17 protein-coding genes are annotated in these 22,334 nt (G+C 59.7%); 11 read left to right on the top strand and 6 right to left on the bottom strand.

Features of this window, described 5'->3' with window-relative positions:
• Window positions 1-105: 105 nt before the first annotated feature.
• Window positions 106-2,028, top strand: coding sequence for an ATP-binding cassette domain-containing protein (locus tag B1722_RS16015; protein WP_041069020.1), 1,923 nt, complete (start codon window positions 106-108; stop codon window positions 2,026-2,028).
• Between the two features lie 181 nt (window positions 2,029-2,209).
• Here B1722_RS16015 and B1722_RS16010 read toward each other — a convergent pair whose 3' ends face one another.
• Window positions 2,210-2,647, bottom strand: a complete 438-nt coding sequence (locus B1722_RS16010) for a universal stress protein (protein WP_041069017.1) — start codon at window positions 2,645-2,647, stop codon at window positions 2,210-2,212.
• A 103-nt stretch (window positions 2,648-2,750) separates the two neighbouring features.
• Here B1722_RS16010 and B1722_RS16005 point away from each other — a divergent pair, with 103 nt between their 5' ends.
• From B1722_RS16005 to B1722_RS15970, 7 genes are all read left to right on the top strand, one after another.
• Window positions 2,751-3,188: a hypothetical protein gene (locus B1722_RS16005; RefSeq protein ID WP_041069014.1), complete on the top strand. Its 438-nt coding sequence runs from the start codon at window positions 2,751-2,753 to the stop codon at window positions 3,186-3,188.
• Window positions 3,189-3,726: 538 nt separating this feature from the next.
• The gene (gene fadB, locus B1722_RS15995) at window positions 3,727-5,874 is read left to right on the top strand and encodes a fatty acid oxidation complex subunit alpha FadB (RefSeq protein WP_041069011.1); all 2,148 of its coding nucleotides are present in this window, start codon (window positions 3,727-3,729) and stop codon (window positions 5,872-5,874) included.
• Window positions 5,875-5,903: 29 nt separating this feature from the next.
• A complete protein-coding gene (gene fadA, locus B1722_RS15990; protein WP_007910465.1) occupies window positions 5,904-7,079 on the top strand; it encodes an acetyl-CoA C-acyltransferase FadA in 1,176 nt (391 codons plus the stop codon).
• A gap of 99 nt (window positions 7,080-7,178) precedes the next feature.
• The gene (locus B1722_RS15985) at window positions 7,179-7,415 is read left to right on the top strand and encodes a DUF1653 domain-containing protein (protein ID WP_041069004.1); all 237 of its coding nucleotides are present in this window, start codon (window positions 7,179-7,181) and stop codon (window positions 7,413-7,415) included.
• Window positions 7,416-7,529: 114 nt separating this feature from the next.
• The gene (topA, locus tag B1722_RS15980; protein WP_041069001.1) at window positions 7,530-10,160 is read left to right on the top strand and encodes a type I DNA topoisomerase; all 2,631 of its coding nucleotides are present in this window, start codon (window positions 7,530-7,532) and stop codon (window positions 10,158-10,160) included.
• 144 nt (window positions 10,161-10,304) lie between these two features.
• Window positions 10,305-10,829 (top strand): DUF6586 family protein, encoded by a 525-nt coding sequence (locus B1722_RS15975; RefSeq protein ID WP_041068998.1) that lies wholly within the window; start codon window positions 10,305-10,307, stop codon window positions 10,827-10,829.
• A gap of 106 nt (window positions 10,830-10,935) precedes the next feature.
• Window positions 10,936-11,169, top strand: coding sequence for a hypothetical protein (locus B1722_RS15970; RefSeq protein WP_003226592.1), 234 nt, complete (start codon window positions 10,936-10,938; stop codon window positions 11,167-11,169).
• A 94-nt stretch (window positions 11,170-11,263) separates the two neighbouring features.
• Here B1722_RS15970 and sulA read toward each other — a convergent pair whose 3' ends face one another.
• Together sulA and lexA are read right to left on the bottom strand one after the other, a co-directional pair.
• Complete coding sequence (gene sulA / locus B1722_RS15965; RefSeq protein ID WP_041068994.1) at window positions 11,264-11,737, bottom strand: SOS-induced cell division inhibitor SulA; 474 nt, start codon at window positions 11,735-11,737, stop codon at window positions 11,264-11,266.
• 10 nt (window positions 11,738-11,747) lie between these two features.
• Entirely contained in the window at window positions 11,748-12,356 is a 609-nt protein-coding gene (gene lexA, locus B1722_RS15960) for a transcriptional repressor LexA (RefSeq protein WP_003226590.1), read from the bottom strand.
• Window positions 12,357-12,585: 229 nt separating this feature from the next.
• Between lexA and B1722_RS15955 the strand changes: the two genes are divergently transcribed.
• The 3 genes from B1722_RS15955 to B1722_RS15945 all read left to right on the top strand — a co-directional run bounded on the left by B1722_RS15955 (window position 12,586) and on the right by B1722_RS15945 (window position 15,211).
• The gene (locus B1722_RS15955) at window positions 12,586-13,293 is read left to right on the top strand and encodes a TetR/AcrR family transcriptional regulator (RefSeq protein ID WP_007961819.1); all 708 of its coding nucleotides are present in this window, start codon (window positions 12,586-12,588) and stop codon (window positions 13,291-13,293) included.
• A gap of 158 nt (window positions 13,294-13,451) precedes the next feature.
• Window positions 13,452-14,462 carry a beta-N-acetylhexosaminidase gene (nagZ, locus tag B1722_RS15950; protein WP_041068989.1) on the top strand — a complete coding sequence of 337 codons (1,011 nt, stop codon included), beginning with the start codon at window positions 13,452-13,454 and terminating at the stop codon, window positions 14,460-14,462.
• 11 nt (window positions 14,463-14,473) lie between these two features.
• Window positions 14,474-15,211, top strand: coding sequence for an S-methyl-5'-thioinosine phosphorylase (locus B1722_RS15945; protein ID WP_041068986.1), 738 nt, complete (start codon window positions 14,474-14,476; stop codon window positions 15,209-15,211).
• Between the two features lie 140 nt (window positions 15,212-15,351).
• On the opposite strand, the gene B1722_RS15940 is transcribed toward B1722_RS15945, so the two are convergent.
• Genes B1722_RS15940 through mfd form a run of 3 tightly spaced genes read right to left on the bottom strand, consistent with a single transcriptional unit; the run spans window position 15,352 to window position 22,080 of the window.
• Entirely contained in the window at window positions 15,352-18,042 is a 2,691-nt protein-coding gene (locus B1722_RS15940) for a DEAD/DEAH box helicase (RefSeq protein ID WP_041068983.1), read from the bottom strand.
• Between the two features lie 11 nt (window positions 18,043-18,053).
• The gene (locus B1722_RS15935) at window positions 18,054-18,620 is read right to left on the bottom strand and encodes a CsiV family protein (RefSeq protein ID WP_041068980.1); all 567 of its coding nucleotides are present in this window, start codon (window positions 18,618-18,620) and stop codon (window positions 18,054-18,056) included.
• A gap of 10 nt (window positions 18,621-18,630) precedes the next feature.
• Window positions 18,631-22,080 carry a transcription-repair coupling factor gene (gene mfd / locus B1722_RS15930; RefSeq protein ID WP_041068978.1) on the bottom strand — a complete coding sequence of 1,150 codons (3,450 nt, stop codon included), beginning with the start codon at window positions 22,078-22,080 and terminating at the stop codon, window positions 18,631-18,633.
• Window positions 22,081-22,334: the final 254 nt, after the last annotated feature.

Below are 22,334 nucleotides of genomic sequence, written 5' to 3'. Positions count from 1 at the left end.
CACAAGTTCGCAACAAATGTTGTGCAGAGTGCTTCAGCAGACAAATTGCCGGCCTGCTGAGGACCTGATTCAGGTAGAATGCGCGCCCGGTTTTTGGAGAAGCTCATGACCCTGCTCAAATTCAGCGATGTGTCCCTTGCATTCGGCGCGATGCCGTTGTTGGACAAGGTGTCCTGGCAGATCGCCCGTGGTGAGCGGGTGTGCATCATCGGCCGCAACGGCACTGGCAAATCCAGCATGATGAAACTGGTCAAGGGCGACCAGAAACCCGATGACGGCTCGGTGTGGCGTGCCCCCGGTCTGAAAATCGGTGAATTGCCGCAAGAATTGCCGGTGGCCGACGGGCGGACGGTATTCGACGTGGTTGCCGAGGGGCTGGACGGTGTTGGCGCCTTGCTCGCTGAATACCATCACCTGAGCCAGAACATCGTCACCGACGCCGATCTGGACAAGCTGATGCACGTACAGCACGACCTCGAAGCCCGTGACGGCTGGCGTTTGCAGACGCTGGTCGACAGTACCCTGAGTCGCCTGCAACTGCCGGCCGACAAGACTCTTGCCGAGTTGTCCGGCGGCTGGCGTCGCCGCGTGCTGCTGGCGCAGGCACTGGTGTCCGAGCCGGACCTGCTGCTGCTCGACGAACCGACCAACCACCTGGACATCGGTGCGATTGCCTGGCTCGAAGAAGCGCTGAAGGATTTCCAGGGCGCCGTGCTGTTCATCACGCACGACCGTTCCTTCCTGCAGAACCTCGCCACGCGCATTCTCGAGCTGGATCGTGGCGGCCTGATCGACTGGAACGGCGACTACGCCAGCTTCCTAGTGCATAAAGAAGCCGCGCTGGCCGCTGAAGAAACCGCCAACGCGCTGTTCGACAAGCGTCTGGCTCAGGAAGAAGTGTGGATTCGTCAGGGCATAAAGGCCCGTCGCACCCGTAACGAAGGCCGTGTGCGTGCCCTGAAAGCCTTGCGCGTTGAGCGCAGCGAACGTCGTGAACGTACCGGCAAGGCGAATATCCAGCTGGAAACGGCCGAGAAGTCCGGCAAGCAAGTGATGGTTTTGGACAACGTCAGCTTCCATCACCCGGACGGTCCGTACCTGATCAAGGACTTCTCGATGGTCCTGCAGCGTGGCGACCGTATCGGTCTGCTCGGCGCCAACGGTACCGGCAAGACCACTCTGCTCAAGCTGATGCTCAACGGTCTGCAACCGACCAGCGGCAAAGTGGAAGAGGGCACCCGGATCGATGTCGCCTACTTCGATCAGTTGCGTCATCAGCTCGATCTGGAAAAGACCGTGATCGACAACGTCGCCGAAGGTCGCGACTTCATCGATATCGACGGCCAGAGCCGCCACGTCCTCAGCTACCTCGGCGACTTCCTGTTCAGCCCGCAGCGTGCGCGCACGCCGGTCAAGGCGCTGTCCGGTGGCGAGCGTGCACGTCTGTTGCTGGCCAAACTGTTCAGCAAACCGGCGAACCTGCTGGTACTCGATGAACCGACCAACGACCTCGACGTCGAGACTCTCGAACTGCTCGAAGAAGTACTGCTGACGTTCAACGGCACGGTGCTGATGGTCAGTCACGACCGGGCATTCCTCGACAACGTGGTCACCAGCACGCTGGTCTTCGAAGGTGAAGGCAAGGTCCGTGAATATGTCGGCGGTTATCAGGACTGGATCCGACAGGGCGGCTCGCCGCGCCTGTTGGGTGTGACCGAGAGCAAGTCGGGCAAGGCTGACCTGAATTCGGCGGTGGTCACTGCTGAGCCTGCACCCGTTGCTGCGCCTGCTGCTGCAGCGCCGGCCGCCAAGAAGAAGCTGAGCTACAAGCTGCAGCGTGAGCTGGAAGCGCTGCCGGGCGACATTGATGCCAAGGAACAGCAGATCGCTGCGGTCGAGGCGGAAATGGCCGAAGCCGGTTTCTACCAGCGTCCGCCAGCAGAAACGGCCAAGGTGATTGCTTCGCTGGAGCAGTTGCAGGCTGAGCTGGATGCGCTGGTGGAGCGTTGGGCCGAGCTGGATGCCTGATTGATCCGGCAACAAAAAAGCCCGACGCTCAGTGATGAGCGCCGGGCTTTTCATATGCGGATATAGGTGAAGATTCCAATGTGGGAGCGAGCTTGCTCGCGAAAGCGGTATGTCAGGTAGCATCAATGTTGAATGTGCCGACGCCTTCGCGAGCAAGCTCGCTCCCACAGGGTTTTGTGTTTCAGCGTTTGATCAGGTGCACCGCGAGCACATCGCAAGGGGCGCCATGCAACACGTCGTTGGCTGTGGAGCCCAGCAATAGCGCCAGACCATGACGGCCATGGCTGCCGACCACGATCAGATCGCAGAGATTTTCCTTGGCGAAATGATGGATTTCCTGACGTGGCTGGCCATAGGTCAGGTGGCAATTGGCACCCTCGAGTTCGGCATATTTGGCTTTCAGGCGCTCTAGACGTTCCTTGGCCTGATCGAACTGCTGCTGTTGCAGTTGTGACAGATCCATCGGCACATCGCCGCCGAACGCCATCGCCATCGGTTCGACGATATGCACCAGCGACAGCTTGGCGCCATTGCTCGTCGACAGCTCTCGGGCGCGGTGAATCACAGGGTCGCACTCTTCGGTCAGATCTACGGCGACCAGGATATGGGAGTAGGGCATGAGGTGCTCCTTGTGACGGTTCAATAGTGCTAAGTATGGCTGGTTTCAAGCGCATTGGTTCCAGAGTGACACAATGCGCTCACCTTAAGTCGGGAGTAGAGATATGACGGTCTGGTTGGTGGTGTCAATCCTGCTGGTGGTTCTGAGCCCACTGGCATGGTTGCGCCCGTCGCGCGTACAGAGCGGCCGGATGGCCCTGCGCATGGAGGCGCGGCGCATCGGGCTGGCCATGCAGCTGGCGCCTCAGGAGTGGCCGCATTGGCTGTCGCAGGAGCCGCCCAGCCCGTGTGCGCAATATCATCGGCCACGGCGTGGCAGCCAGCCAGCGTGCTGGAGTTACTGGCAGAAATCGCCGGGAGTATGGGTCAATCAATGGCAGGAAGCCTGCGAGGATCGGTTGCTGCTCGATTATTTCGAAAAGTTGCCGGGCAATGTGTTCAAGGTTGAGGCCGACAAGCAGATGATCGCCTTGTACTGGGGCGAGAAGGGCGAGGCCAAGGTTTTGCAGGATATCGACGCGACTCTGAAAGCGCTGGCCTGAACCCCGGATTTTTCCCACTGCAACGGTGGGGAGCGTCCGGCAGACGGACAATAAAAAGCCCGACATGATTCATCGGGCGGGGGTGGCCAGGCAGGCCGGAATTCTTTTTGGTGTTGATTCGGAGTGCTCCGGTCAACAAACGTGCGTGTGTTTTCCTTCGTCGTCCAGCGAGCGTAGCCTGTTAAACAAGGCTCGCAGCGAATTAGGGCGACATTTCTAACTATTAATCTTATGAATACCCTCACATGCAAGCATGTGTCGGCGGCTGCGTCTTACAGAAATGACCGCAAAGTCGCATTTCAACCCGTATTTAGGGCGATTGACAATTGTCGGAAATTCCGTGAAGGTGGCGTACCCAAATCAAACGGGCGTATGAATTGAGCGTTTGTCTTACAGACTGCTCCTACAGAATCCCGACTATCGCGTTGGCGGGTGTGCCGGGTGGATTGGCGTCAGCATCGACGAAAAAGCGTCCTGCCGAGCCATTTACCTGCGTCCGACGTGTACTGTTCAGCTTCCATATCGTGGAGATCAGTTGATGATTTACGAAGGTAAAGCCATCACGGTTAAAGCTCTTGAAAGTGGCATCGTCGAATTGAAATTCGACCTCAAGGGTGAGTCCGTCAACAAGTTCAACCGTCTTACCCTGAACGAACTGCGTCAGGCCGTGGACACCATCAAGGCAGATGCTTCGATCAAGGGCGTGATCGTCAGCAGTGGCAAGGACGTGTTCATCGTCGGCGCCGACATCACCGAATTTGTCGACAACTTCAAGCTGCCGGATGCCGAGCTGGTTGCTGGCAATCTCGAAGCCAACAAGATCTTCAGCGATTTCGAAGACCTCAACGTTCCGACCGTGGCCGCGATCAACGGCATCGCCCTGGGTGGCGGCCTGGAAATGTGCCTGGCGGCGGATTACCGCGTCATGTCGACCAAGGCCAAGATCGGTCTGCCGGAAGTCAAACTGGGCATCTACCCAGGCTTCGGCGGTACCGTGCGTCTGCCGCGCCTGATTGGCGTCGATAACGCCATCGAGTGGATTGCCGCCGGCAAGGAAAACCGTCCTGAAGACGCGCTGAAAGTCAGCGCCGTCGATGCTGTGGTGGCTCCAGAGAAGCTGCAGGAAGCTGCCCTTGAACTGATCAAGCGCGCAATCTCCGGCGAGTTCGATTACAAGGCCAAGCGTCAGCCAAAACTTGAAAAACTCAAGTTGAACGCCATTGAACAAATGATGGCTTTCGAAACCGCCAAAGGTTTCGTGGCAGGACAAGCTGGCCCGAATTACCCGGCGCCGGTTGAAGCGATCAAGACCATCCAGAAAGCCGCGAACTTCGGTCGTGACAAGGCGCTGGAAGTCGAAGCGGCAGGTTTCGTCAAGCTGGCCAAGACCTCTGCCGCGCAGAGTCTGATTGGCCTCTTCCTGAACGATCAGGAACTGAAGAAGAAGGCCAAGGCCTACGACGAAATTGCCAAGGACGTGAAGCAGGCTGCGGTACTGGGTGCTGGCATCATGGGCGGCGGTATTGCCTATCAGTCGGCCTCCAAAGGCACGCCGATCCTGATGAAAGACATCAACGAGCACGGTATCGAGCAGGGTCTGGCCGAAGCCGCCAAGCTGCTGGTGGGCCGCGTTGACAAAGGCCGCATGACCGCTGCGAAAATGGCTGAAGTGCTCAACGGCATTCGTCCGACCCTGTCCTACGGCGACTTCGGTCACGTCGACCTGGTTGTTGAAGCCGTGGTCGAGAACCCGAAGGTCAAGCAAGCCGTGCTGGCTGAAGTCGAAGACAAGGTCAAAGAGGACACCATCCTCGCGTCCAACACCTCGACCATTTCCATCAGCCTGCTGGCCAAGGCCCTCAAGCGTCCGGAAAACTTCGTCGGCATGCACTTCTTCAACCCGGTGCACATGATGCCGCTGGTTGAAGTGATCCGTGGCGAGAAGTCCAGCGAGCTGGCAATTGCCACCACCGTTGCCTACGCCAAGAAAATGGGCAAGAACCCGATCGTCGTCAACGACTGCCCGGGCTTCCTGGTCAACCGCGTTCTGTTCCCGTATTTCGGCGGTTTCGCCAAGCTGGTCAGCGCCGGTGTGGATTTCGTCCGCATCGACAAGGTCATGGAAAAATTCGGCTGGCCAATGGGCCCGGCATACCTGATGGACGTGGTCGGCATCGACACCGGTCACCACGGTCGTGACGTGATGGCCGACGGCTTCCCGGATCGCATGAAGGATGACCGTCGTTCGGCAGTCGACGTGCTTTACGAAGCCAAACGTCTGGGCCAGAAGAATGGCAAGGGCTTCTACGCCTACGAGACCGACAAGAAAGGCAAGCAGAAGAAGGTGGCCGATCCGTCGGTGCTGGAAGTGCTCAAGCCGATCGTTTACGAGCAGCGCGAAGTCACTGACGAAGACATCATCAACTGGATGATGATCCCGCTGTGCCTGGAAACCGTGCGTTGCCTGGAAGACGGCATCGTTGAAACTGCCGCCGAAGCCGACATGGGTCTGGTTTACGGTATCGGTTTCCCTCCATTCCGTGGCGGTGCGCTGCGCTACATCGATTCGATCGGTGTTGCCGAGTTCGTTGCCCTGGCTGACCAGTACGCTGATTTGGGCGCGCTGTACCACCCGACCGCGAAGCTGCGCGAAATGGCCAAGAACGGCCAGAGCTTCTTCGGTTAAGCGCCCCCAACTAGAGTGAGAGTGAACTTATGAGCTTGAATCCTAGAGACGTCGTGATTGTCGACTTCGGTCGTACTCCGATGGGCCGCTCCAAGGGCGGCATGCACCGCAACACCCGCGCCGAAGACATGTCGGCGCACCTGATCAGCAAACTGCTGGAACGCAACGCCAAGGTCGATCCTGCTGAAGTCGAGGACGTGATCTGGGGCTGTGTGAACCAGACCCTGGAGCAGGGCTGGAACATCGCGCGCATGGCGTCGCTGATGACCCAGATCCCGCACACTTCGGCCGGCCAGACCGTCAGCCGTCTGTGCGGCTCGTCGATGAGCGCCCTGCACACCGCTGCGCAAGCGATCATGACCGGTAACGGTGACGTATTCGTGGTTGGCGGCGTCGAGCATATGGGTCACGTGAGCATGATGCACGGTGTCGATCCGAACCCGCACATGTCGCTGTACGCGGCGAAAGCCTCGGGCATGATGGGTCTGACCGCGGAAATGCTTGGCAAGATGCACGGCATCACCCGTGAGCAGCAGGACGCCTTTGGCGTGCGCTCCCACCAGCTCGCCCATAAGGCGACGGTGGAAGGCAAGTTCAAAGACGAAATCATCCCGATGCAGGGTTACGACGAAAACGGCTTCCTGAAGCTGTTCGACTACGACGAAACCATTCGTCCGGAAACCACTCTGGAAAGTCTGGCGGCCCTCAAGCCTGCCTTCAATCCGAAGGGTGGCACCGTGACTGCCGGTACTTCGTCGCAGATCACCGATGGTGCTTCGTGCATGATCGTGATGTCGGCGCAACGTGCACAGGACCTGGGGATCCAGCCGATGGCCGTGATCCGTTCGATGGCGGTGGCGGGTGTGGATCCGGCGATCATGGGCTATGGTCCAGTGCCGGCTACACAAAAAGCCCTGAAGCGTGCGGGCCTCGGCATCAACGATATCGACTTCTTCGAGCTCAACGAAGCTTTCGCTGCACAGGCCCTGCCAGTGCTGAAAGATCTGAAAGTGCTCGACAAGATGAACGAGAAGGTTAACCTGCACGGCGGCGCGATCGCCCTGGGTCACCCGTTCGGTTGCTCCGGTGCCCGTATTTCCGGCACTTTGCTGAACGTGATGAAGCAGAATAGCGGCACCTTCGGGGTGGCCACTATGTGCATTGGTCTCGGCCAAGGCATCTCCACCGTCTTCGAACGCGTTTAAGCGTCTCGTCGATGGAAGCCGGGGCCCAGTGCCCCGGTTTTTGTTTTTGTGGATTTATTTTTGTATTTATTTTGAAAAAATTTGAGTGAGGGCCGAAGCATGCCGATACAACCTGGGCTCTACCAACATTACAAGGGTCCGCAGTACCGCGTATTCAGTGTGGCGCGGCATTCCGAGACCGAGGAAGAAGTGGTCTTTTACCAAGCCCTGTATGGCGATTACGGCTTCTGGGTACGCCCTTTGAGCATGTTCGTCGAGTCGGTCGAGGTTGACGGCGAGCAGGTGCCACGCTTTGCTTTGGTGCAAGCCGAACCGAGCCTTTTTTCCAAGCCATGAGGCGAGTGCGCACAGAACCCTGTGCTTGACCTCACCTTGTAGCCACTATATATAGCGGTGCCGCGTCAGGCGCCAACCGCCTTTCACTTCTAGAATTCAGGAATTTTCTGATCCATGGGCAAATCGCTGGTCATTGTGGAATCCCCGGCTAAGGCCAAGACCATCAACAAGTATCTGGGCAACCAATACGTGGTGAAGTCGAGTATCGGCCATATCCGAGACCTGCCCACCAGCGGTTCGGCTAGCGCCAGCAAAGAGCCGGCCGCCAAGCGCGGCAAGGCCGCCGCGGGCGAAGGGCCGGTGCTCACGCCGAAAGAGAAGGCGCGCAAGCAACTGGTTTCGCGCATGGGTGTCGATCCGGAACATGGCTGGAAAGCCCAGTACGAGATCCTTCCGGGTAAAGAGAAGGTCATCGAAGAGCTGCGCCGGCTCGCCAAGGATGCTGACACCATCTATCTCGCAACCGACTTGGATCGCGAGGGGGAAGCCATTGCCTGGCACCTGCGCGAAGCCATCGGTGGTGACGACAGCCGCTACAAGCGCGTGGTGTTCAACGAAATCACCAAGAAAGCGATTCAGGAAGCGTTCTCCGAGCCGGGCGAGCTGGACATCGATCGTGTGAATGCCCAGCAGGCGCGTCGTTTCCTCGACCGCGTTGTGGGTTACATGGTCTCGCCACTGCTGTGGGCCAAGATCGCCCGTGGCCTGTCGGCCGGTCGCGTGCAATCGGTTGCCGTGAAGCTGGTGGTCGAGCGTGAGCGTGAAATCCGTGCGTTCAACCCGGAAGAGTACTGGGAAGTGCACGCTGATCTTGGCACCGCCAAGGGCTCGACTGTACGTTTCGAAGTGGCGCGCGAGAAGGGCGAGGCCTTCAAGCCGCTGAACGAAGCCCAGGCCACGGCCGCGCTGGAGAAACTCAAGTCCTCCAGCTACAGCATCGTCAAGCGCGAAGACAAGCCGACCAGCAGCAAGCCGTCGGCGCCATTCATCACGTCCACCCTGCAGCAAGCCGCGAGCAATCGTCTGGGCTTCGGCGTGAAGAAAACCATGATGATGGCCCAGCGTCTGTATGAAGCCGGCTACATCACTTATATGCGTACCGACTCGACCAATCTTTCGGCCGATGCCGTGGCGATGGCGCGCACCTACATCGAAGACGAGTTCGGCAAGAAGTACCTGCCGGAAACGCCGAATGTCTACAGCAGCAAAGAAGGCGCACAAGAGGCTCACGAAGCGATTCGTCCTTCCGATGCCAACACTACGCCAAGCAAGCTTGCAGGTATGGAGCGTGATGCTGAGCGCCTTTACGAGCTGATCTGGCGCCAGTTCCTTGCTTGCCAGATGCTGCCGGCGCAGTACCTGTCGACCACTGTCAGCGTCGCTGCTGGCGACTTTGAGCTGCGCGCCAAGGGCCGCATCCTCAAGTTCGACGGTTACACCCGCGTTCTGCCGCAGATCGCCAAGCCTGGCGATGACGACGTTCTGCCCGACATGGCGCAGGGCGATGTGATGAAGCTGATCAAGCTTGATCCGTCGCAGCACTTCACCAAGCCGCCAGCGCGTTACTCCGAAGCGAGCCTGGTGAAAGAAATGGAAAAACGCGGTATCGGTCGTCCTTCGACCTATGCAGCCATCATTTCGACCATTCAGGATCGCGGCTACGTGACCCTGCACAACCGTCGTTTCTACTCGGAAAAGATGGGCGATATCGTCACCGAGCGTCTGTCGGAGAGCTTCTCGAACCTCATGGACTACGGCTTCACCGCCGGCATGGAAGAGAACCTCGATGATGTAGCTCAGGGTGAGCGTGACTGGAAAAACGTGCTGGACGAGTTCTACGGCGACTTCAAGAAGAAGCTGGAAGTGGCGGAGAACCCGGACAATGGCATGCGTGCCAACCAGCCCGTGATGACCGACATTCCGTGCACCACATGCGGTCGTCCGATGCAGATCCGTACCGCATCGACCGGTGTGTTCCTTGGCTGCTCGGGTTACAGCCTGCCGCCGAAGGAGCGCTGCAAGGCCACCGTCAACCTGGTGCCAGGCGACGAGATTGCCGCGGACGACGAGGGCGAGTCGGAGTCGTTGGTTCTGCGTGGCAAGCATCGCTGCCCGATCTGCAGTACGGCGATGGACGCCTACCTGCTTGATGAGAAGCGCAAACTGCACATCTGCGGTAACAATCCGGATTGCGCGGGCTACGAAATCGAAGAGGGCAACTACCGCATCAAGGGCTATGAAGGTCCGAGCCTGGAGTGCGACAAGTGCGGCAGCGAGATGCAGCTCAAGACCGGTCGTTTCGGCAAGTTCTTTGGTTGCACCAACCCGACTTGCAAGAACACCCGCAAACTGCTGAAGAGCGGTGATGCGGCGCCGCCGAAGATGGATCCGGTGAAGATGCCTGAGCTGAAATGCGAAAAGGTCAACGACACCTACATCCTGCGCGACGGTGCTTCCGGTCTGTTCCTGGCAGCCAGTCAGTTCCCGAAAAACCGCGAGACCCGTGCTCCACTGGTGATCGAGATTCTGCCGCACAAGGACGAAATCGATCCGAAGTACCACTTCCTGTGTGAAGCGCCGCAGAAGGATCCTGATGGTCTGCCAGCGGTCATCCGCTACAGCCGCAAGACCAAGGAGCAATACGTGCAGACCGAAGTAGACGGCAAGCCTACCGGCTGGAAGGCGTACTACGATGGTGGTAAATGGACTGTTGAAGACAAGCGCACGAAAGCCAAGGCTGAGTAAGCGTTAGACTGATACAAAAAAGGCCGCATGATAACCCTCGGGTTTTCATGCGGCCTTTTTGTTTTGTGCTTGCGGTCGGATCCGTTGATCCATGACACTGTCGGGTCTGTGTGACGCAATTATTTCGCTGTGGAGACTGCCGGCATGGCGCACGAACTCTATACCCGCACCAATCAGAAAATCTATTTCGCCGGCCTGTCGCTGGAGGCTCTGGCTCGTGCCGAAGAGGGACGAGCGATGAATTCGCTGGCGCTGATCCAGGCTGGGCGTGAATCAGCGTTATTTCACCTCTACGGCGCGCTTTTGGGGCTCTGCCATGAGATCGCCGGTTTCTATCGTCTGCCTCAGGCCAATGCGTCGCGAGCAGAAGTGTTGTTGACTCGTGACGTCCTGGAATCGATTGCAATCCCTGAGCTGGCCGAGATGGTGGAACTGGCCGGTAACCCTGAAACCTGGCTGGCGAAACTGCTGGCGGCGCATTCGGCGTTGTTCCAGCCGCCACGGGTGCCACAGAAGCCCAAGGGCGATGTGACGCAGCCATTGATTCAGGCCATTAATCTCGATGAGGAAGAGGCGCCGCAGGAGTTGAGTCGCGAAGAGCTGGAGAGCTGGCGGCAGAATCTCAAAGGTCTGGCGATCCGCTTTCGCGAAGGTCTGAACGAATGCTGATGGGGGTTGGTACGGTGGCAATCTGAAACATGCTGCTGGTCAAGATCCCGAGCGAAGCCCGAATGATGTCTATATAATCCCTGCCTTTCGTGGAGAACAGACCTATATGCCAACGTCCTTTCTAGAAATTGTCGAGTTACCAGACGGCCGAATCGAACTGCGCAGGGCTGAGGACGAGGGTTCTCTGGTGACGCTGGATTTCTCCGAGGATGCCAAGGCGTTCCTGCAAGGCCAGCATGTGGAAATCGCCAAGGCGATGTTAAGCGTCGGCGTACAGATGGCCGGTCGTATGGTCGAAGGCGAGTTTGATAAGGAAGAAGGGCCGCGGGTTCTTCACTGAGCCCCGCCTGTCGGCGATTGCCGCTATCGCATCGGATCGGCTTCTCTGTCCCTGGAGAAGCCATGCGCTTCACACAGCGCGCGTTACCAGTGAATCAACCCAGTCGAATGTTCAGGCTCTGAGCGTCGCCCGTGCGGGCAGCGCCGATCAGCTGTTGCCGGGAACTTGTGTTCAGTGGGTTGAGCCATGTCACCACTGTGTGGCTGCGGCCCAGACGCAGCGCTTCACACGCCAGTTGCTGAGCGCTTTGCGCGCCACGTGGTTGCAGCAGCAGAATGCGTTCACGGTTCAGGCCAGCCTCTCGCAGCCAGGTTTGCGTCAGGCTGGCGGGTGGGGCGATCAGCGTCAGCCAGCGCGCGTCCTGATCCTCGCTCAGTTCGCGAAGGATCGGGGCTAGCAGGTTCAGGCAGTTCCCGGCCGCACCGCGCAGTGACAGCTCACTGAACACTTCCGGTTCGGCAATCCATGGGCGCTCGACGACATCTTTCAGGATCGGCGCCATCGGTTGTGCCAGAAACGCTTCGAATAAAGGCAGTTGTGTTTGCTGAGGTGTGTGTGGGAACTGCATAAAGCCTCCTTTAGCGGCGGATGACGCCGACACTCAAGCCTTCGATCACCAGTTCCTGATCTTTCAGGTCGACTTCGATAGGGGCGAACTCAGGGTTTTCGGCAATCAGCCAGACTTTGCTGCCTTCGCGTTTGAAGCGCTTGACGGTCACTTCATCGCCGATCCGTGCAACCACGACCTGGCCATTGCGTGCTTCGCGAGTAGTGTGAACCGCCAGCAGGTCACCGTCGAAAATGCCGATGTCCTTCATGCTCATGCCGTGTACGCGCAACAGGTAGTCGGCTCGGGGATGGAAGAAGGCCGGGTTGATGTTGCAGGACTCTTCGATGTGCTGCTGGGCGAGGATCGGAGCACCGGCGGCGACCCGGCCAATGATTGGCAGGGTGGAGTCATCGGCCTTGGCTTCGAAGCCCGGGATGCGGATGCCCCGAGAAGCACCAGGCGTCATCTCGATGGCGCCTTTGCGGGCCAGGGCCTTGAGGTGCTCTTCAGCCGCGTTTGGCGACTTGAAACCCAGCTCCTGAGCGATTTCCGCGCGGGTTGGCGGGTAGCCGTTGTCTTCGAGGCAACGTTTGATAAAGGCCAGAATCTCGGCTTGGCGTGGCGTCAGCTTTAGCATATTGATCGCTCTGTCTTTTTATACAGTGACTGGGATTATATACAGTGAAGCGGTCTTGGCAATGCCCGTTTTTTTGCAGCCCGCCGGACGGTCGGCGGCCGTGCTTATTAAAGGAGCGGATGAGTGTGGTTAAATAGCTGACCGACCATTCCCAAAACGAACTGGCAGGCTTGACAAGGCACAGGCTGAAACGTATGTTTCAAACAAGTGTTTGTCAGGCGGAGTAGCCATGGCCCAGTCGGAAACCGTTGAACGCATTCTTGATGCTGCCGAGCAGTTGTTCGCGGAGAAAGGTTTCGCTGAAACCTCATTGCGTTTGATCACCAGCAAGGCCGGGGTAAACCTGGCGGCGGTGAATTATCATTTCGGCTCCAAGAAAGCCCTGATCCAGGCGGTTTTCTCACGCTTCCTCGGCCCCTTCTGCATCAGCCTCGATAAAGAGTTGGAACGGCGTCAGGCCAAGCCGGAAAACAAGCCGACGCTTGAAGAGCTGCTGGAGATCCTCGTCGAACAAGCGCTCGTGGTGCAGCCACGCAGCGGTAACGACCTGTCGATTTTCATGCGTTTGCTCGGTTTGGCGTTCAGCCAGAGCCAGGGTCACCTGCGTCGTTATCTGGAAGACATGTACGGCAAGGTGTTCCGCCGCTACATGCTGCTGGTCAACGAAGCGGCTCCGCGCATCCCGCCAATCGAGCTGTTCTGGCGCGTGCACTTCATGCTCGGCGCTGCGGCGTTCAGCATGTCCGGGATCAAGGCCTTGCGCGCGATTGCCGAGACCGATTTCGGCGTCAACACGTCGATCGAACAGGTGATGCGCCTGATGGTGCCGTTCCTTGCCGCCGGCATGCGTGCCGAAACCGGTGTCACCGACCCGGCGATGGCGACTGCGCAGCTTCGCCCGCGCAGCAAATCGACTCCGGTGGCCGCCAAGGTTTAACCGCACACGGGTGGGCGCGGCTGCTTGTATCCGCTAAGCTAGCCGCCCATGCCGACTTTCGTTCTGAACCCGATCTCCATAGAAATTACTGACCTACCGAGCCCTGCTCACGGTAGCGATTTCCTGCGGATCGGTTTTTTCGTTTTCAAGGAATTTCTATGACTGCTGGCCTGCAAGGCTCGTTGATGGTGGACGTCGCCGGTACCTGGCTGACGGCCGAAGATCGCCAATTGTTGCGCCAGCCCGAAGTGGGCGGCCTGATCATTTTCGCGCGCAACATCGAGCACCCGCGCCAAGTGCGCGAGCTGAGTGCTGCGATCCGCGCCATTCGCCCGGATCTGCTGCTGGCGGTCGACCAGGAGGGCGGCCGGGTGCAGCGTCTGCGTCAGGGCTTCGTGCGCCTGCCCGCGATGCGTGCCATCGCCGACAACCCGAACGCCGAATACCTCGCCGAACAATGCGGCTGGGTCATGGCCACCGAAGTGTTGGCGGTCGGCCTCGACCTGAGTTTCGCCCCGGTGCTGGATCTGGATTACCAGCGCAGCGCCGTGGTCGGCACTCGTTCGTTCGAAGGGGATCCCGAGCGCGCAGCGTTGCTCGCCGGCGCCTTCATCCGCGGCATGAACAGCGCGGGCATGGCCGCTACCGGCAAGCATTTCCCCGGTCACGGTTGGGCCGAAGCCGACTCCCACGTCGCGATCCCGAATGACGAGCGCAGTCTCGACGAGATCCGCGCCAACGACCTCGTACCGTTCGCCAGACTCAGCAAGCAACTCGCTGCGGTCATGCCGGCGCACGTCATTTATCCGCAAGTCGATTCGCAGCCGGCCGGGTTCTCCCGTCGCTGGTTGCAGGACATCCTTCGCGGCGAGTTGCAGTTTGACGGGGTGATCTTCAGCGACGACCTTTCGATGGCCGGCGCCCACGTGGTCGGCGACGCTGCCAGCCGGATCGAAGCCGCGTTGACTGCCGGTTGCGACATGGGCCTGGTGTGCAATGACCGCGCTGCGGCCGAACTGGCCCTGAGTGCTGCGCAACGGATGAAGGTCAAGCCGTCCGCACGCATTGCGCGGATGCGCGGGCAGGCGTTCGCCAGCACCGACTACCGTCAGGATCCGCGCTGGCTCACCGCCATCGGCGCGCTCAAAGACGCTCAACTGATCGATTAAGGATTTTTGCTATGACGGTTTACGCAATCATCGGTGGCACCGGCCTGACCCAGCTCGAAGGCCTGAGCATTCGTCAGTCGTTGGCGGTGGATACGCCTTACGGTTCGCCGTCGGCTGAAGTGCAGATCGGGGAATATGCCGGCAAGGAAGTGCTGTTCCTCGCCCGTCACGGCCATCCGCACCGTTTCCCGCCGCACAAGGTCAACTACCGCGCCAACCTGTGGGCACTGAAGCAGGCCGGCGCCGAGGCGATCATCGCGGTCAACGCGGTGGGCGGGATTCACCCGGCCATGGGCACCGGACATTTCTGCGTGCCACACCAGATCGTCGATTACACCAGTGGCCGCGAACACACGTTTTTCGCCGATGATCTGGAGCACGTCACCCATATCGATTTCAGCTTCCCTTACAGTGAGCCGCTGCGTCAGCAATTGATCGCCGCGCTGGCTGCCGAAGGCTGCGAATACAGCGATCAGGGCGTGTATGCCTGCACCCAGGGCCCGCGTCTGGAAACCGTGGCCGAGATCGTGCGTCTGGAGCGCGATGGCTGCGACATCGTCGGCATGACCGGCATGCCGGAAGCGGCACTGGCCCGTGAGCTGGATCTGGATTACGCCTGCCTGTCGCTGGTGGTGAATCCGGCGGCGGGCAAGACCACGGCGGTGATCACCATGGCCGAGATCGAGCAGGCGCTGCATGACGGGATGGGCAAGGTGAAATCGACGCTGGCGCGAGTGCTCAAGGGCTGAGTCTGACCGAGACCGATTTGGCCCCATCGCTGGCAAGCCAGCTCCCACAGGTAGCGAGTTGAATCACAGTGTTGTGTTCGACTTATAACCTTGTGGGAGCTGGCTTGGCAGCAATAGCTCTCTAACTGGCAAGGAGGGGCTCAACGCTTGTCGAACTTATCCGGCAACGGCGCAAACAGCGCCTCGATATCATCGCTCTGCAGTTTCCAGTCCCCGGCCTTGCGCCCATCCAGCACGCCTGCTGCCAAGTCGGACTTTTCCTTCTGCAGGTGCTGAATTTTCTCTTCAACCGTGCCTCGGGCAATCATCTTGTAGACGAACACCGGTTTCTCCTGGCCGATTCGATACGCGCGGTCAGTCGCCTGATTCTCAGTGGCCGGGTTCCACCACGGGTCGTAATGAATCACTGTATCTGCTTCGGTCAGGTTCAAGCCGACACCGCCGGCCTTCAGACTAATCAGAAAAATCTGACGCTTGCCGCTCTGGAATTCCTTCACCGGCGTGCGCCGATCGCGGGTCTGGCCAGTTAACAGGGCGTAGGCCACGTTGCGTTTTTTCAGTTCGTCTTCAATCAGTGACAACATCGACGTGAACTGCGAGAACAGCAGAATTCGCCGACCTTCCTCGAACAACTCCTCGAGCATTTCCATCAGACTGTCGAGCTTGCCGGAACTGCTGCCGCGAGCGGGCAGGGTGGCGTCGTTGACCAGGCGCAGGTCGCAGCAGACCTGACGCAGCTTGAGCAGGGCTTCAAGAATGATGATCTGGCTGCGCGCCACGCCCTTGCGAGTGATCTCGTCGCGGACTTTCTTGTCCATCGCCAGGCGCATGGTTTCGTACACGTCGCGCTGCGCTTCATTGAGCTCGACCCAGTGGATGATCTCGGTCTTCGGCGGCAGTTCGGTGGCCACTTGTTCTTTGGTCCGGCGCAGCAGAAACGGTTTTATCCGCCCATTGAGGTGCTGCAATCTGACTTCGCTGGCGCGTTTTTCGATCGGTACGCGGTAGTCGGCATTGAAACTTTTGACGTCGCCCAGCCAGCCCGGCAGCAGGAAATGAAACAGCGACCACAACTCGCCGAGGTGATTTTCCAGTGGTGTACCGCTCAGGCACAGCCGTTGGCGAGCGTTGAGTTCGCGAGCGGCCTGCGCGGCTTTGCTGTTGGGGTTTTTGATGTACTGGGCTTCGTCCAGCACCAACACATGCAGGGGTTGTTGGGCGAGGCGTTCGACGTCCTTGGGCAGTAGCGCGTAGGTCGTCAGGATCAGGTCGAAGTCGGCCAGATGTTCGAAATGCTTTTTGCGACTGGCACCATACAGCGCCACCACTTTCAGTTGCGGCGTGAAGTGCGCGGCTTCGTCGAGCCAGTTCGGGATCAGGCTGGTGGGCATCACCACCATGCATGGCCGATCCAGGCGTCCGGCGTTTTTCTCACTGAGAATATGTGCCAGGGTCTGTAGGGTTTTACCCAGGCCCATGTCGTCCGCCAGAATCCCGCCGACCTCAAGCTGACGCAGGGACTGCATCCAGCTCAGGCCTTCGAGCTGATAAGGGCGCAACGTCGCGTTCAAACCCTTCGGTGCCTTGGCCGTGTAATCACGGATGTCGCGCAGGCGTTGGGCAAAGCTGCGGATCTGTTCGCCGCCTTCCCACAGCAGGGGAAGGCCTTCCAGTGAGTTGAGCCGCGTGGCGTCGGCCTTGCTCAGGCGCAGGGTGGTTTCGCCCGGCTCCTGCAAGTAAAACTCGCCCAGTGTCGCCAGCACCGGTTTCAGTCGGCCAAGGGGCAGGGCCACCTGCAGTGGCCCGTGCTCACTGTTGCGTTGCGGAATATTGACCAGAATCAGTTCGTCATCGCGTCGCCGCGCCAGGCGTTCCGGGTTGAGGATTTCGGTGTGCGAGCGCATCAGGTTGAGCAGGATCGGCAGCAGGCTCAGGCGTTCACCATTGACGATGATCCCCAGCTCCAGATCGAACCAGTCGCGCTCCGGCGCCTGTTCGACGGTGGCGTACCAGTCGTCGACGGCGGTCAGGTCGAAGCCGAATTCCTCGTCGATCTGCAATTCCCAACCTTGGGTGCGCAGCTTCGGCAATTCATTGAGGGTGAAGGTCAGCCAGGCGCTGTCGTTGACCATCTCGTACAGCTCGCCGGCGCTTTCCGGCAGGGCCTTGCTCTGGCGGGTGGCGATGCGAAATCCGAGGATTCTTAACTGCTCGCGGTAGGACTGTTCCACTTCCGGATGGCGTTTTATCCGCAGGGTCTGCGTTTCCTGACGAATCAGAATGTCGCTGTTTTTCTGCCCGCTGACGTATTCGTCCAGATAGCTGAACGACAGCGCCGCGCGATGCTGGATGTAGCGCTGCATCTTGCCGTTGCGTGGCTCGAATGCGCTGAACTCGACGCTCGCCAGCCACAGGCGCGGCAGCGGTTGCACGTTATCCACCAGCACTTGCGGCGGCGCCTTGGGGCTGCGGTTCTCCAATACGGCCTGGAGTTTTTCCAGCAGTTCGGCGTCTTTCGCGGCGGCCGGGTATTCGAGGGTTTCCTGCACTTGCAGCAGCACTGCTGCGCAATGCTTGCAGTTGCTGCGCACCGGGCAGGTGCAAGTGGCGTCAACCAGCAACAGGGTGCCTTTGGCTGACTCACGCAGGTGAAGGGTCTGACGGTAGACGTTACCGCCAGAGCCTTCGCAACTGGCGGTGATGGTCGCATCGCCAACCTGCGCGATGCGTACCCGATTCTCCAGGGCGTAGCGGCGGCCACGCTCCAGGCTCTGTTCCTTGAATCGGCTGACCCAGGAGGGTGCCAACGGTTTGCTCAGGGGCGGGGACATAAGGACTTCGATCAGTCCGGAATCGCTTCAGGAGCTTGCCGAGGGGCGGGCGCCGTCAGGGAAGTGATCTTGATCAGCAGCGCCAGGTGGCCGTTGTCGAGATAGTTGAGCTGGCCGTTTTTAGTGTGGCTGTCCTGCTTCAGACGTTCGCTGGCAGTGACCATGCCGTTGGCGTCGATCTGGTTGACCCAGAAGTCGGCGTTCACGTCGGTGAAGCGCCCGAGTTTCATTTCCAGGGTGCCTTCGATCGGGAACTGGCCGAACTGTTCCTTACCGTCGCTGACGGCCACCTTGGTCGGCGCTTCGCCGAGGGTTTGCTGCCAGGCCTTGTGCAGCAGCACGCTGTACTCGCCGCTGGCGCTGAGTTTGTTGGCCACCTCATTCAACGCAGGTGTGCGCTGGCTGGCATCGTCGAGGCGTTGAGCGCCGGCCGCCCAGTCTTCCGGGGCCGCGCGGCTGACAATCGCCGGTACGGCGTTCTGCCGCACAAGAATCATTTCGACCATGTAGGTGTCATCGGCAAACGCCATCGGTGCTACGAAGCTGAGTAGCAAAGTCAGTGAGCGAAACAGGCGCATGCGGCGTCCTTCAAACAGTTTTCGGGAGGAGGCGCTCGAACAGCGCCTCTACAGTATTAAAGCGCTCTTCCGGGCGTTCCATCGGCACCTGGAACTTGAACATTGTGGCGCCTTCGAATTTGTAGCGTTTTGGCTGAGTCTGGATCAGTTTGATCAAGGTCATCGGGTCGACCGGCGTCTGCGCGGCGAACTCGATGCGGCCACCCTGCGGGCCACCGTCGACTTTCTTGATGCCCAGTTGTTCGGCCTGCAACTTCAGCGCGGTGATGCGCACCAGATTCTTGGTCGGCTCCGGCAGCAGACCGAAGCGGTCGATCATCTCCACTTGCAGATCCTTCAAGCCTTCCTCGTCGGTGGCCGAAGCGATGCGCTTGTACAGAATCAGGCGGGCATGCACATCCGGCAGATAGTCTTCCGGAATCAGCGCCGGCACCCGCAGGTTGACCTCCGGGCCACCGCCGAGCGGTTGATCAAGGTTCGGTTGCTCGCCCTTGCGGATCGACTTCACTGCGCGCTCGAGCATTTCCATGTAGAGCGTAAAGCCCACGGCCTGAATCTGCCCGCTCTGGCCGTCGCCGAGCAATTCGCCGGCGCCACGGATTTCCAGGTCGTTGGTCGCCAGCACGAAGCCGGCGCCCAGATCCTGAGTGTTGGCAATCGCTTCCAGACGCTTTTCCGCGTCCGAAGTGATTTGCTGGCGCGGCGGCGTCAGCAGGTAGGCGTAAGCCTGGTGGTGACTGCGACCCACACGTCCGCGCAACTGGTGCAATTGCGCCAGGCCGAACTTGTCGGCGCGCTCGATGATGATGGTGTTGGCGCTCGGCACGTCGATGCCGGTCTCGATGATGGTCGAGGCGATCAGCACGTTGAAGCGCTTGTGATAGAAGTCGCTCATCACCTGTTCGAGTTCGCGTTCGCGCATCTGCCCATGGCCGATGCCGATCCGCGCTTCCGGCACCAGTTCGGCGAGATCGGCAGCGCACTTCTCGATGGTCTTCACGTCGTTGTGCAAGTAGTAAACCTGCCCACCGCGCAGCAGTTCACGCAGCAGGGCCTCTTTGACCGTGCTCTTGTTCTGCTCCATGACGAAGGTGCGCACCGACAGGCGGCGCGCTGGCGGCGTGGCGATGATCGACAGGTCGCGCATACCCGACACCGCCATGTTCAGCGTGCGCGGGATCGGCGTTGCGGTCAGGGTGAGAATGTCGACTTCGCTGCGCAGGGCCTTGAGCTGTTCTTTCTGCCGGACACCGAAACGGTGTTCTTCGTCGATGATCACCAGTCCGAGGTTTTTGATCTTCACATCGTCGGACAACAGCTTGTGCGTACCGATGACGATGTCGATCTTGCCTTCCGCCAGATCGGCAATCGCCGCGTTGACTTCCTTGGCCGATTTGAAGCGACTCATCACTTCCACGGTCACCGGCCAGTCGGCGAAGCGGTCGCGGAAGCTGTTGTAGTGTTGCTGGGCGAGCAGGGTGGTCGGCACCAGAATCGCGACCTGACGCCCACCGTGCACGGCGATGAACGCTGCGCGCATCGCCACTTCGGTCTTGCCGAAACCGACGTCGCCGCAGACCAGGCGATCCATCGGCTTCGGCGCGAGCATGTCTTCGCGCACGGCTTCGATGGTCGCTTGCTGATCCGGGGTTTCTTCGAACGGGAAGCCGGCGCTGAACGTCGCGTAATCGGCTTTCGGATCGGCAAATGCATAGCCTTCGCGCGCGGCGCGACGGGCATAGATGTCGAGCAATTCAGCAGCGACATCGCGCACCTGTTCGGCTGCTTTGCGCTTGGCTTTCTGCCAGGTTTCGGAGCCGAGGCGGTGCAGCGGCGCCAGTGAGTCATCGCTGCCGGTGTAACGCGCAATCAGATGCAGGTTGGCCACCGGCACATAGAGCTTGGCGTTCTCGGCGTATTCCAGGGTAAGGAATTCCGCCGCCTGATTGTCGATTTCCAGAATCGTCAGGCCCAGATAACGCCCGACCCCGTGATCGATGTGCACCACCGGCGCGCCTTCGCGCAGCTCGGTGAGGTTCTTGATCACGGCATCGTTGTTGGCGTCGGCACGTTTTTCCCGGCGACGACGCTGCATCACCCGCTGACCGAACAGCGGACTCTCGGCCACCAGCGCCAGCGCCGGGTCATCGAGCATCAAGCCCTCGTCGAGCGGGGCAATGGTGATCGCCAGACGATCCTTGCTCGCAACGAAGTCCGGCCAGCTGTCGACGGTTTTCGGCCTCAGCTTCAGACGTTCCAGCAACTCCAGCAGGACTTCACGCCGGCCCGCGGATTCGGCGGTGAACAGCACGCGTCCGGGGAATTCGTCGAGAAATGCCGAGAGCGCCGCCAGCGGTTGCGTCGCCTTGGCTTCGATCGCCAGGTTTGGCAGTGCCTGCGCCGGGAAGCGCTCGCGACCGGCACCGGATTCGACGTCCTGCTGGCTGGCGACTACCCGTGGCCAGCTCTTGAGGCGGGCGAAGCAGTCTTCCACCGGCAGGAACAATTCCGCAGGAGGCAATAAAGGACGCGATGGATCGACGCGGCGCTCTTCGTAGCGATTGCGCACGTCGTTCCAGAAGTTTTCCGCTGCTTGTTCGATACCCGGCAGCGAGAACACTTGCGTGTCCTGCGGCAGGTAATCGAACAGTGTCGAGGTTTCGTCGAAGAACAGCGGCAGGTAGTACTCGATACCGGCGGGCGTGATGCCGCTGCTCAGGTCCTGGAAGATCGGGCAGCGTCGGAAGTCGACATCGAAACGCTCGCGGAACCGCGCCTTGAAGCGGGTGACCGCATCTTTCTGTAGCGGAAATTCTCGCGCCGGCAGCAGCTTGACCGATTCGACCTTGTCGATGGAACGCTGGTTTTCCGGGTCGAAGGTGCGCAGGGTTTCGATTTCGTCGTCGAACAGGTCGATGCGATAGGGCAGTTTGCTGCCCATCGGGAACAGGTCGATCAGCGCACCGCGTACGGTGAACTCGCCGTGCTCGTAAACCGTATCGACGTAGCGATAGCCGCTGGCTTCGAGCCGCGCGCGCATCTGTTCGACATCGAGCTTCTGCCCTACATCCAGCACCAGGCTGCTGCCGAGCAGAAACTTGGTCGGCGCCAGGCGGTGCAGGGCGGTGGTGATTGGCACCACCAGCACGCCGTGCGCCAGTTCCGGCAGTCTATAAAGGCTGGCGATACGCTGGGAAATGATGTCCTGGTGCGGCGAGAACAGATCGTACGGCAGGGTTTCCCAGTCGGGGAAATGCAGCACGGGCAAATCCGGGGCGAAGAAACTCAGCTCCTGTTCCAGCCGTTCGGCACTCTGGCTGTCGGCGGTCAGTAGCAGGGTGAAGCGCTTGGCAGCGCTGGCAGCCTCGGCAATCGCGAGGCTGAGGGCAGCACCGGGCAGGTTGCCCCAATGCTGTTTACCTGCCGCGGCAGGGAGAAGCGGTAGACGCAGAACGGGCACGGAAGGTTGAGCTCCAGGCTTTGCGACAAAGTCGGTAATTGTAGCGGCGTCCGGTGCCGGCTGTCAGTTGCAGACTGCGTCTATCTTCGTGGTTTGCACGAAATGTAGTGGTAACCATAAAAACGAGCACTTTTTTTACGGTTATGTAGTGCCGAAATCGACTGGTGTTACGGAGGGTTACAGACATCGTCTAACAGTCGTCGAAAAATTGACTGTGCTGAAAGCCCCGGTTTTACTGGGCTGGCGCGAGGCGT

Source organism: Pseudomonas sp. SCPG-7 (assembly GCF_002156405.1).
Classification (GTDB): Bacteria; Pseudomonadota; Gammaproteobacteria; order Pseudomonadales; family Pseudomonadaceae; genus Aquipseudomonas; species Aquipseudomonas parakoreensis.
This window is presented reverse-complemented; position numbering and strand designations above follow the sequence as displayed.

Bases quoted from the DNA above. Each gene is read 5' to 3' on its own strand.
- B1722_RS15940 (WP_041068983.1), bottom strand. From the start codon at position 18,042: ATGTCCCCGCCCCTGAGCAAACCGTTGGCACCCTCCTGGGTCAGCCGA.
- topA (WP_041069001.1), top strand. From the start codon at position 7,530: ATGGGCAAATCGCTGGTCATTGTGGAATCCCCGGCTAAGGCCAAGACC.
- B1722_RS16010 (WP_041069017.1), bottom strand. From the start codon at position 2,647: ATGCCCTACTCCCATATCCTGGTCGCCGTAGATCTGACCGAAGAGTGC.
- B1722_RS15985 (WP_041069004.1), top strand. From the start codon at position 7,179: ATGCCGATACAACCTGGGCTCTACCAACATTACAAGGGTCCGCAGTAC.
- B1722_RS15945 (WP_041068986.1), top strand. From the start codon at position 14,474: ATGACGGTTTACGCAATCATCGGTGGCACCGGCCTGACCCAGCTCGAA.
- B1722_RS15935 (WP_041068980.1), bottom strand. From the start codon at position 18,620: ATGCGCCTGTTTCGCTCACTGACTTTGCTACTCAGCTTCGTAGCACCG.
- lexA (WP_003226590.1), bottom strand. From the start codon at position 12,356: ATGCTAAAGCTGACGCCACGCCAAGCCGAGATTCTGGCCTTTATCAAA.
- nagZ (WP_041068989.1), top strand. From the start codon at position 13,452: ATGACTGCTGGCCTGCAAGGCTCGTTGATGGTGGACGTCGCCGGTACC.
- B1722_RS15975 (WP_041068998.1), top strand. From the start codon at position 10,305: ATGGCGCACGAACTCTATACCCGCACCAATCAGAAAATCTATTTCGCC.
- B1722_RS15955 (WP_007961819.1), top strand. From the start codon at position 12,586: ATGGCCCAGTCGGAAACCGTTGAACGCATTCTTGATGCTGCCGAGCAG.
- sulA (WP_041068994.1), bottom strand. From the start codon at position 11,737: ATGCAGTTCCCACACACACCTCAGCAAACACAACTGCCTTTATTCGAA.
- fadB (WP_041069011.1), top strand. From the start codon at position 3,727: ATGATTTACGAAGGTAAAGCCATCACGGTTAAAGCTCTTGAAAGTGGC.
- B1722_RS16005 (WP_041069014.1), top strand. From the start codon at position 2,751: ATGACGGTCTGGTTGGTGGTGTCAATCCTGCTGGTGGTTCTGAGCCCA.
- B1722_RS15970 (WP_003226592.1), top strand. From the start codon at position 10,936: ATGCCAACGTCCTTTCTAGAAATTGTCGAGTTACCAGACGGCCGAATC.
- fadA (WP_007910465.1), top strand. From the start codon at position 5,904: ATGAGCTTGAATCCTAGAGACGTCGTGATTGTCGACTTCGGTCGTACT.
- B1722_RS16015 (WP_041069020.1), top strand. From the start codon at position 106: ATGACCCTGCTCAAATTCAGCGATGTGTCCCTTGCATTCGGCGCGATG.